The sequence below is a fragment of the Streptomyces kebangsaanensis genome (assembly GCF_001906585.1).
Classification (GTDB): Bacteria; Actinomycetota; Actinomycetes; order Streptomycetales; family Streptomycetaceae; genus Streptomyces; species Streptomyces kebangsaanensis.
Genome location: NZ_JUJA01000132.1, coordinates 1 through 10020, shown reverse-complemented (window position 1 = coordinate 10020; position 10020 = coordinate 1). Strand labels below are relative to the sequence as shown.

Annotated in this window: 9 protein-coding genes and 1 pseudogene; 4 read left to right on the top strand and 6 right to left on the bottom strand. The window is 69.8% G+C overall.

Translation table 11 applies throughout. The features are described 5' to 3' along the window. Positions 1 to 73: 73 nt before the first annotated feature. Positions 74 to 367 (top strand): VOC family protein, encoded by a 294-nt coding sequence (locus tag RH94_RS18910; protein ID WP_324614232.1) that lies wholly within the window; start codon positions 74 to 76, stop codon positions 365 to 367. Positions 368 to 380: 13 nt separating this feature from the next. Here RH94_RS18910 and RH94_RS18905 read toward each other — a convergent pair whose 3' ends face one another. Together RH94_RS18905 and RH94_RS18900 are read right to left on the bottom strand one after the other, a co-directional pair. Next, positions 381 to 986 carry a DinB family protein gene (locus RH94_RS18905; RefSeq protein ID WP_073948726.1) on the bottom strand — a complete coding sequence of 202 codons (606 nt, stop codon included), beginning with the start codon at positions 984 to 986 and terminating at the stop codon, positions 381 to 383. Positions 987 to 1165: 179 nt separating this feature from the next. Next, positions 1166 to 2485 (bottom strand): MFS transporter, encoded by a 1320-nt coding sequence (locus RH94_RS18900; RefSeq protein ID WP_073948725.1) that lies wholly within the window; start codon positions 2483 to 2485, stop codon positions 1166 to 1168. Between the two features lie 89 nt (positions 2486 to 2574). Here RH94_RS18900 and RH94_RS18895 point away from each other — a divergent pair, with 89 nt between their 5' ends. Then, entirely contained in the window at positions 2575 to 3555 is a 981-nt protein-coding gene (locus RH94_RS18895) for an ArsR/SmtB family transcription factor (protein ID WP_073948724.1), read from the top strand. A 311-nt stretch (positions 3556 to 3866) separates the two neighbouring features. After that, positions 3867 to 4322, top strand: a pseudogene (locus RH94_RS43865) (recombinase family protein); the annotation flags it as partial. A gap of 372 nt (positions 4323 to 4694) precedes the next feature. Here the strand turns inward: RH94_RS43865 and RH94_RS18885 are convergent. From RH94_RS18885 to RH94_RS43855, 3 genes are all read right to left on the bottom strand, one after another. After that, positions 4695 to 5741, bottom strand: a complete 1047-nt coding sequence (locus tag RH94_RS18885; RefSeq protein ID WP_073948723.1) for a ParA family protein — start codon at positions 5739 to 5741, stop codon at positions 4695 to 4697. Further along, positions 5738 to 6457 carry an ATP-binding protein gene (locus RH94_RS43860; RefSeq protein ID WP_234425873.1) on the bottom strand — a complete coding sequence of 240 codons (720 nt, stop codon included), beginning with the start codon at positions 6455 to 6457 and terminating at the stop codon, positions 5738 to 5740. The genes RH94_RS18885 and RH94_RS43860 overlap by 4 nt, the downstream gene beginning before the upstream one ends. A 99-nt stretch (positions 6458 to 6556) precedes the next feature. Further along, complete coding sequence (locus RH94_RS43855) at positions 6557 to 6934, bottom strand: AlbA family DNA-binding domain-containing protein (RefSeq protein WP_158073070.1); 378 nt, start codon at positions 6932 to 6934, stop codon at positions 6557 to 6559. Between the two features lie 330 nt (positions 6935 to 7264). On the opposite strand from RH94_RS43855, the gene RH94_RS18870 reads away from it, so the two are divergent. Next, a complete protein-coding gene (locus tag RH94_RS18870; protein ID WP_234425872.1) occupies positions 7265 to 7591 on the top strand; it encodes a hypothetical protein in 327 nt (108 codons plus the stop codon). Between the two features lie 755 nt (positions 7592 to 8346). On the opposite strand, the gene nhaA is transcribed toward RH94_RS18870, so the two are convergent. Next, positions 8347 to 10020: Na+/H+ antiporter NhaA (nhaA, locus tag RH94_RS18860; RefSeq protein ID WP_073948720.1), on the bottom strand; the 1674-nt coding region annotated here is incomplete at its 5' end.

The window sequence follows — 10020 nt, the reverse complement described above, 5'->3', positions numbered from 1 at the left end:
GGGGCCGTCGTAGGCTCCCGGCCATGCGTGCACACTTGCGTCAGATTGTCGTGGCTGCCGTGAGCCGAAGGCCCTGGTCCGGTTCTGGGCCCAGCTACTTGGCAGTGAGCCGGTCGACCGTGCCCGCGGCTGGTCGCATGTCGAGCTGCCTGGGTTCGCACGGCTCGCCTTCCAACCGGTACCCGAAGGCAAGACCGTGAAGAACCGGTTTCACCTCGATATCGCGGTCGACGACATCGAGGCCGCCACCACCGAAGCGGTAGGTATGGGCGGAGCTCGGGTCGGCGAGACAGTCACCGACGATCAGGAGTCCTTCCAGGCCATGCTCGATCCGGAAGGCAACGAGTTCTGTTTCGTCAGCGCCTGACCAGCCCGGTTGTCTACCTGTCGCGTACCGAGTCGTAAGCCTTGATCGGTGCGGCCGACCTGGCGGCCTGCTCGATCTTCGCGCAGTACGCTGCACGGGCTTCCTCGTCGATCTGCTGCTCGTGTTCGGCGCGCATCCCGGTCCGGCCGTCGAGGCCCTCGCGCAGGATGTCGGCGTGCCCGGCATGCCGGATGGTCTCGCCGAGGACATGGACCATGACGGCGAACAGGTTCGTGTCGGCATGAGGCTCCGGCCACCACGGCACGTGGCCGGGGGCGTCGAGGGGAAGCTCGTTGATCGTCGCGTCCGAGTGTTCCCACGTGCGCCGGTAGAACCCGATGATCTGCTCGAGGGTCTCGTCCTCGGCCGCCCACAGATCGCTGCCGTCGTAGTCCTGCCACCGGGACAGCGATTCCGGGGAAGGCCGGTCGAAGACCTCGCCGAAGTACCTGGCCTCGACGCTGGCCACGTGTTTGACCAGGCCGAGGAGGTTGGTCCCGGTCGCCGTCAAAGGCCGGCGGGCATCGTATTCGGACAGGCCGTCGAGTTTCCAGAGCAGCGCCTCGCGGTCCCGCCGCAGCCTTCCGTGCAGGTTGTCCTTCGCGAATTCATCGATCATGCGGCATGAGCCTTCCATGGGCTGTTCGTGGTCTCAAGGTCCCGTACCTGGTCCGCAACGGCCGGCAGAGCCGAGGCTCGGGACTTCTAACACAATGAGCTACCGGGAATGACTGTCCGTCAGAGAGACGTGGGGGTGGGAGGTGCGTGACGGCTCGCGGCCGACCCGGCCTGCGACGGTTACTGCGCAGGAGAACTGCACGCATGCTGTTCGGTGCCGTTCTCTGATCCCGTTGAGCAGTTCGGGACGGGGACCGGGGAGGTGGGCGGCGGGTGCCAGGTGAGAATCCAGCCGGCGGTCAGCGCCGCCGCGCCGCCGGCCAGGGCGATTGCGCCGCCTGTTCCGATGCCTGCGGCCACCGAGCCGAAGCAGACCGGCCCGACGCCCTGCAGCGTCATGCTGCCGGAGCCGAGCAGACCGAAGGCCTGGCCCTGGCCATCCTGCGGCAGGGCGTCCAGGAACGGCCGTTGCAGGCCGAGACCGTAGGCGAATCCGAAGCCGCAGAGCAGCAGCAGACAGGACGAGACGCCCACTCCGGGCTCGGCAGCGAAGCCGACCAGCGGCAGTCCCATCAGCGCGATCAACGGCACTACCAGTCGCTCCCGGGTGGGCGGTAGCAGGAGTCGGCCCACCAGCAGGTCACCGACCAGCATGCCGACCGGCAGACAGCCCATCAGCACCGCGTACCGGCCGGGCGCGAAGTGGCGTCCTCCGGCGTAGGCGACGATCAAACCTTCCGCGCCCGCTACGAACGCGGGCGGGAGCCACTGGGCCAGCATCAGTCGTCGCACCGTGTGTCCGCGCAGCAGCAGGCCGGCACCGTGCAGGCTTGCCCGGACGGCCCCGCCATCGCCCCGAGCGCTGCCAGGTGTGCCGCCGAACTCTCCCGGCTGCAGCCGGGGCAGCCGGATGCGGACAGCGAGCGCGCAGCCGAGGTAGAGGGCGGCGCTGACCGCGAGCGCCCGGCGTGGGCCGAGTGCCGCGACGACCGCACCTCCCAGCGCCAGACCGAACAATTGCGCGCCGGAGGCAGCGATGTTGTTCAGTGAACGGCCCAGTACATAGGCGTCGCCCTCCAGCGACTGCGCGACCAGCCGACTCGACGCGCCGTGAAACACCGGTGTGGCGAGGGCGACCAGCGCCACGACACCAAGGCTTGCCACGATCGGCATCCGCACCAGGGCGAGCAGCAGGGCGGCGGCGCATGTCAAGGCGTAGCCGCCGGTGATGAGCGCGCGGGGCGGCATTCGGTCGGCCAGTGAGCCCAGCAGCAGCGAGCCGAACAGCTGCGGGAGGAAACCGATGCCGAAGGCCAGTGCGCTCAGCAGCGCGGAGCCGGTGGCCGAGAAGACCAGCACCGAGAACGTGGTGATCCGCAGCGCGTCCGCGGTGATCGCGACGGTGCGGGTTGAGAAGAGCAGCCGGAATCGCGGCTCGGCCAGCACCTCCCGGTAGGTGGCACGGTGGTTGCCCTGCGCGGGCTCGGCGGTTGGGGTCATGACGCCCAGCCTCGTCGTGCGCCCACGCCACTCACCAATGATTCGTCGCTGGACGAATCGGAACAGACGTCCTTCGGTAGCATGGCGCGGTGCTCCGCTTCGAAGTCTCCGTCGAGGACTTGCTGCACAGCCGCTTCGCACTGTCGCCCGCGATGGACCTGTGCTTCCTGCTACGCTCGCTCGCCGACCAAGACAGGCCGCTGCCGCGAGCCTGGGCCACCCGGCTCATGCCGGCCTTCGAACGGCTTCGCCGCGAGACCGAACTGAACGCCGCCCTCGCCCTGCACACCCCGCAATCCGGACCGAACTTCGTCGCCCCGCCCCCGCGCGGCCTCAACCAGACCTGGGCAGACGACCTGGCCATGATCCGGGCCACACCGCTGAAAGCGGCCCGCCACGAAATCGCCACCAACGCGACCGGCCCGTCCGCCCGCGATCCCCGCGTACGCGCGGTGCTGGACTCGACGGACGCCGTCTCCAGGATCGCCGAGGCGATGGACCAGGCCTGGCACGAGCTGCTCGCCACGGACTGGCCGCAACTGCGCGCGATCTGTGAGCGCGACGTCGTGCACCGGGTGGGTGTGATCGGCGAACACGGATGGGTCACGACCATCGAGAGCCTGCACCCGAGCATCGCCTGGCAAGCCGGCGGTATCGAGATCGGCCACTTCCCTCGAGTCGGAACAGTCCGCCTCGTCGGCGACGGGCTCCTGCTGATCCCTTCGGTCTTCGTCGCGAATATCGCCGCCCACCTGGAAGACCCCTGGCCCAGAACCTTGATCTATCGTGCCCGCGGCACCGCCGCCCTGTGGGGCGAACAGGAGAGCGTCCCCCGACCGGACGCCCTGACCGCTCTGGTCGGCCGGTCCCGAGCCCGGCTGCTGTTGGCGCTGGACGCCCCGGCCAGTACCAGCCACCTCGCCCGAAGCCTCGCCATGGCACCCGGCGCGGTAGGAGACCACCTCGCCATCCTGCGAGGCGCGGGGCTGCTCGTCCGTGCCCGGTCCGGACGGTCGGTGCTCTACCGGCGCACCCCGCTCGGCGAGGCACTGGTCGCCGGTTCGGGCTGAGGGATCAGATCGGCAGTTCGGTTCCTGGCTGCGGCCAACTGCTGCGCAGTGTCGTCGTACGGGTCGATCTCGTCCACCCCGGAGCCCGGCAGGTCCTGGCCTGCAGGCCCGGCGGTTGGGGGCTGGTCGTGCCGACAGCACGCGGGGGCCGGAGTTCGCCGTAGGGCCGCGACGTCTGGGCTCGGGATCCACCCCGCCCGCCCGCCTGTCGTCAAACGATCGAATGACGACAGGCGCCGCGCGCGTCCAATGAACCCGGACTTTCCGGGGCTCCAGGGCGGTGCGAATCCAATCGGATCCAATGGTGATTGATGACGGGGTTTGACGACAGATGGGGTCCGATCCTCCGCACCGAAGGGCCCGAGATGGCGAACCTGGTCTACAAGCGGGTCTCGACCGACCAGCAGTCGACCGACCGGCAGAACCTCGTCCTCGCCGAGGCTGACATCGAGGACCCGGTGACGTTCGAGGAGGAGGCCGGCACCTCCACCCGCCTCCACCCGCTGGAGCGCCCGAAGTTCGGCGAGCTGCTCGCCTACGCGCGGCCGGGCGGCACCGTGCACATCTCCGAGATGTTCCGCCTCGTGCGAGGCACACAGCACGTCCTCGACGTCCTCGACGTCCTCCACCGCAACCGGCTCGCCCTGCGCATCCACGACGGCGCGTTCTCCGCCATGGACCTCACCGCCCGCCACCCGCGCACCGGAGAGCTGTTGTCCACGGTGAAGTTCATGGTGCAGACCCTTGCGGCCGCCGGCGAGCTCCAGCGCGACCTGCAGCGGGAGCCGACCTTCGACGGGCTGCGAGCCGCCGGGGCCAAGGGCAACAAGGGCGGCCGCCGCCCCGTGGTCACCACGGCGACCGCCGTCGCCGTACGCGCCGCCTACCTGGAAGGCCGGTCCATCGCCGCCCTGGTCCGCGAACACGACGTCAGCCGCGGCGCCATCCGTACCGCCGTCTCCGACCTCATGCCCGAGCACACCCCCGACACCGGGCCTGCCCCGGCTCCGGAGGTACTGGTCACCCTGGACATGCCGGGCAAGGTCGCCGACTTCCTCCGTGCCGCTGACGCGCGTTTCTGTGAGGCCCCGCGACCGTGGTCACGGTCGCGGGGCCTCAGGTGTCTCCGCCTCTGCCGTTCACTCGCTGCCCAGTTGCTGGGCTCGGGCCAGAACCTCCTTCGCCAGCTCACGGAACTCCCGGTAACAGGTCTGCACGTACTTCTGGGTGCTGCCGAGCGCGCCGTCGGCCGCTTTCAGGTCGAACATGGGCTTCCTCGCATCGTGCGCGAGCGGCGTAAGACTGCGGTAGTTGCGCAAGGTGGCGATGCGGTGCCGGTCGTCACCTTGCTCCGGCGCTCCCTCGCCCAGTACGGCCGCGGAGTAGACCCAGGGGATCCGCTGCAGCCACCGCTCGTACGCCTTCACGGGTCTGTCCAGCCGCATCTCCGGCTGCATGATCACGTAGCCGAGGGGGCGCATCTCGGCGCGTGGCGCGGAGAAACCGGCGGGAACCCGGGGCAGGACGAGTTGCTGCCAGTCCCTGCGCCAATCGCGCAGGGTGGGGCCGAGGTTGCTGAGCCCCTTGAGGGAGAAGAGGTCGGCGGCGAGCGGCATCAGCACGTTGTCGGCCGCGATGAGCGCAGCCCTGTTGATCGCCCCGAGGTTGGGCCCCACGTCGATCAGGACGATGTCGGCGTCGATCCCGTCGGCCGCCTGCTCCACCACACGGTGGAAGGCCGTGGTGGTGCGGATCGCCGCGATGTCACCGGCAAAGGTCTTGAACCACTCGTTGGACAGCTTGTCCTCGAAGCGGCTCAGATCAAGGCTTCCGGCCAATAGCCGGAGTCCCGGTTGGAGTTCGGCCGGTTCGATGGGGGCGACGTCTCCCGTGCCCTCCAGGATGGGCCGCACCGCGTCGGCAATCGTCTGCCCGTTGCGCACCCGGCCGGTTCCGGGCAGCGCGGAGGCAACAGCGCCCTGAGCGATCAACTCGGACTGGTTGTCCCACAGTTCCTCGATCTCGGTCTCGTCCAGGCACATCGAGGTGAGGTTCGCCTGGGGGTCGAGATCGACGGCCAGCACCGTCAGACCGAGCCTGCGGAACATGTGGGCCAGGTGGTAGGTCAGGGTCGTCTTTCCCACCCCGCCCTTGTTGTTGAAGAGCGCGATCGACGTCCGCTTCATGAGGCCCTCCGGAGAATGACGGCCCACGACGACGCGTCGATCTGGAATTCGGCGGGGGGATTCCCGTTGCGCGCGAGCGATGCCCGCACCCGTCCGATCCCCCGTCCGAACCGGTTCACATAGCCGAGCCCTTTCATCGCCGCGGCGAGGGACGGGTTGCGGTAGTCGTTCGCCCGGTCGAAGTTGTCGTTCCGGACCTGCCCGTAGGGCCCTCCGGGATTGGTCACCTCGATCCGGTCGTCGAACCAGGCGATGCGCACGGGGGCGTAGGAGGTCTCGTAGTTGCGGTGCATCAAGGCGTTCATCGACACCTCCCGCAACGCCTCCAGCGGATAGTCGGGCTGCGGTGTCTCCCGGAATCCCTCTTCCACCAGACGCGTACGAAGGTTGCTGCGCAGCAGCGGTTCGAGTCTGGCCGCCATGCCCACGAGGTTCTCGCGCAGTTCCTGGTCGTCGGCGACGGGCGCGTCGAGATCCACGCCCTGGTACCGGACGAACTGTACGTATGCCCCGGGGATGCGGCTGCTGGGGTCGAGTCCGACCGTGAGCAGTCCGAGGGCGGTCGGCCGGCCGTCCGGGGTGGTGAGGTGCAGGGAGGACAGCTGCTGGTGCACCGGGCGCCCGTTCTCCTCGATGACCTCGGGTCCGACCATGGACGGCAGGTAGTCACTGCGGAAGAGTTCGAGGTCCAGGTCGTCGAGGGTCGCGCACGGCACGGGCCTGCTGTCGAAGGGACCGTCTCCGGCCCGCCGGCGCTCAGTGAGGACTCGCTCGTCCTCACGCGTGGCCTTACGGGTGGTCGGACCGGGCCGCACCTACACGACTCCGTCGAAGCGCACCGACAAGGCGGCGGATGCCTCCACGTGGATGTGCACCACGGGCTTGCCCCGGTAGGTCGCCGCCCGGACGGTGAAGGACGGCCGGTCCAGGATCCTGCCGTCGTCCCGGAGGTCGGTGAGGGCCAGCAGAGCCCGGTCGCTGACGTCCACGTCGTCGACCGGGGTCCCGTCGTCCGCGACGCCGATGAGGATGTCCCCTCCGCCCGTGCCGACGAGATCGTTGGCCATCGCGCAGACCGCATTGCCGATGGCGTCGCCGCGCTTTCCTTCCCTCTTGGCGGTCCGTTTGAACTCGAGGGTCGGGGTCTCACGGGTCCCGAGGACGTCGGCCAGGCCTGCGTCGTGTGCGTTCACACTGAGCATTGTGCCGTTCGCCCGACGCCGAATGCCCTCGGGCGGCCCCGCGCCTGCCGTGCACTCTGCTTGGCACCGCGCCGCCGGCTCCCGGCTCGTAGCTCGTAGCTCGTGGCTCCCGGCTCGTGGCGGCCGGGCGGTACTCCCTGCCCCACAAGGCCACCAGCCCGTCCCCATGCACTGAGTTCACAAAAAGTCTCTGCAAAAAATCGGGACCTGGCTGTCCAGCGGCGCCCATGCGGCATAAGCTCGCGAGGCGTAAGCCGACGGCCAGGGAGGGGACCGCGCATCCGGAGGGGCACTGTCGAGTACGAGCAGGCGCTGGACGCCGTGATCGAGATCCTGCGGACCCGGGCACGCCGAGGGGCCCAGCCCTTGCAATACGGCCAGTTGAGCGCCGAACTGGCCCGGTTCGGGCACCATGTCCCGGCTTACGAGGGCTCGATGCCATATCTCTTGGAGGACGCCTCGGTCCGAGAGAGCCCTGACGGCTCGTCTCCGCTGCTTTCTGCCCTCGTGGTTCTCAAGGACACCGGCTGGCCGTCAAGCGGTTTCTTCAAGCTGGCCCGACGCGCACCGTACCGACGAGCCGGTGACGACGTGGTGCTGTGGACCAGAGAGATCGAGGCACTACGGGAACACTACGCCGAGCGCTGAGGTGCCCCGCCCCCCGCTCACGGATCTCCGGCAAAGGTGCGCGGGCGGTAGCCCGGCCCGCAGAGCAGGGGTGCCGGTCGTGCACCGGTCGTCGCACGGTGGACTGTGCAGCTTGTCGTGAGCAAGTCATTGCAGTCCGAGCGAAAGACCTTGCCGGGAGCACTGCGCCTGCCTGCTTTGTGTCGCGGTCCGTCGTCCGATCGGTCCGATCGGGCGACGGCTCCCTGCCGCTCTCCCCACGAAGGAGAAACACACGATGCGATGCAGACGCCTGTGGGCTGTGACCGCCGCCGTGCTGTGCACGCCGGCCTGCTACTCGGCCCCGTCCGGCCGGCCGCTGCGGCCGCCTCCGGACCGGCCCTGGCCGCGACACCGAACTTCAAGGCCCCTACCCCTGCGGCCAGAAGTGGACCTACAGCCACCACTCGGCCGAGGTCCGCCGCGCGCTGGACTTCGTCCGCTCCGACGGGGACACCACCAGCGGCGCCGCGGCCCTCGCCTCAGCGGCGGGAACCGCCTACCGCCACGCCAACAACTGGTGGAGCAAGCTGCGGGACCAGAACGGCCTCATCAGCAACATCTACATCGACCACCCGGCCGCCCAGCTCCCCGGCGTCCCCCTCTGCTGACCGAACTCCTGGCCGACACGGACACATATGTTCAGGTCGGCCCCGCACCGACGGTGTCCGTCGAAGCAGAGCAAGCTCAGCGGCCCTCTTGCAGGACCGCGAAGGACACAGCGAGGAACGGTGCGGTCATGCCGGGTGGTCGTGGGGGCCGGATGCCTCGAGTTCGCGGGCGAGTGTCACCGCGTCGTGAGGTCCGGTGTGGCGGCGGTCGCCGATGAAAAAGGTCGGGACGCCGCTGGCCCCGCTCGCCTCGGCGCTGGCCACGTCGGCCCGGACCCGGGCGGCCGTCTGTTCCCCGTCGAGGTCCCGGAGGAACTTCTCGACGTCGAGTCCGATCTGGGCGGCGTAGCCGACGATGTCGTCGAATTCGAGCTGGTCCTGGTGGGTGAAGAGCAGGTCGTGCATCTGCCAGAAACGTCCCTGCGCGTCCGCGGCGACCGCCGCCCGGGCGGCGAGTTCGGCGTGCTCGTGCACGTCGGGCAGCGGCAGGTGCCGGAAGACGTAGCGGAGCCGGTCGCCGAAGCGCTGCCGCAGTTCCTGGGCGACACCGGTGGCATGGGCGCAGAAGGGACATTCGTAGTCGCCGTACTCCACCAGGGTCAGGGGGGCGTCCACGGGACCCCTGACGTGGTCCGCGGCCGGGTCGACGGGGCGGTCCAGGGTGCGGGGCAGGTCGGCGTCCGTCTCGCCGCGCAGGACCGCGGCCAGGCGGAACGCCACCCATCCCAGGGCCGTGGCGAGCACGGCCGCCAGCAGGACGCCGACGGTCGCCTGGGCGCGCAGGACCGGGTCCTCGAAGGCGAGTCCGGCGATCAGCAGGGAGACCGTGAAGCCGATCCCGGACAGCACGCCGCCGCCCAGCACGTGGCCCGGGCCGACACCCCGCGGGAGCCTGCCCAGGCCGAGGCGGGCGGGAAGCAGCGCGCCGCCCCCGATGCCCAGGAGCTTGCCGACGACGAGACCGATGACGACGGCCCAGGTGACCTTGGAGGTCAGGGCGTCGGCCAGGACGCCGCCGCGCAGGTCGACGCCGGCGCTGGCCAGGGCGAACACCGGGACGACGAGGTAGCTCGTCCAGGGGTGGAGCACCGTCTGCAGCCGCTCGTTGACGGAGACGACGCGCTTGAGCCCCCTGCGTGCCGTCAGACCCACGTCCGCCCGGGGGGACTGGCGGAAGGCGCGGAAGAGCCGGACGGCCCGCTCCACCGCCTGGCGCGTGGGGGTGTGGGCAGGGATGAGCAGACCGCCGAGCATGCCGGCGATGGAGGCGTGCAGGCCGGCCTGGAGGGTGGCGAGCCACAGCGCGAGCACGACCAGCACGTACGGGGCCGCGCGCCACACGCCCAGGCGGGTCAGCCCGGCCAGGACCGCGCACAGGGCGAGCGCGACCAGCAGCGGCCGCAGGTGGACCGTCTCCGAGAAGACGAAGCCGATCACGGCGACGGCCACGATGTCGTCGATGACGGTGATGGCCAGCAGGAAGACCCGCAGCTGCGTGACGAACCGGGGGCCCACGATGGCGAGTGCCCCCAGCATGAACGCGGTGTCGGTGCCGATGACCACGCCCCACCCCTGGAGGGCCTCACCCCCGGGTGCGACCGCCAGGTACAGCAGCACGGGGATCAGCATGCCGCCGATCCCGGCCAGGGCCGGGATCACGACGCGCCGGCGGTCGGTCAGCACGCCCACGGAGATCTCGTAGCGGACCTCCAGGCCGATGACGAAGAAGAACAGGGCCATCAGGCCGTCGCTGACCCAGTGCCCCAGGTCCATCGACAGACTGGCCCCGCCGAGCGAGAA

Coding starts and splice junctions, on each gene's coding strand:
- RH94_RS18905 (WP_073948726.1), bottom strand. CDS start 986: ATGATCGATGAATTCGCGAAGGACAACCTGCACGGAAGGCTGCGGCGG.
- RH94_RS18900 (WP_073948725.1), bottom strand. CDS start 2,485: ATGACCCCAACCGCCGAGCCCGCGCAGGGCAACCACCGTGCCACCTAC.
- RH94_RS18885 (WP_073948723.1), bottom strand. CDS start 5,741: ATGAAGCGGACGTCGATCGCGCTCTTCAACAACAAGGGCGGGGTGGGA.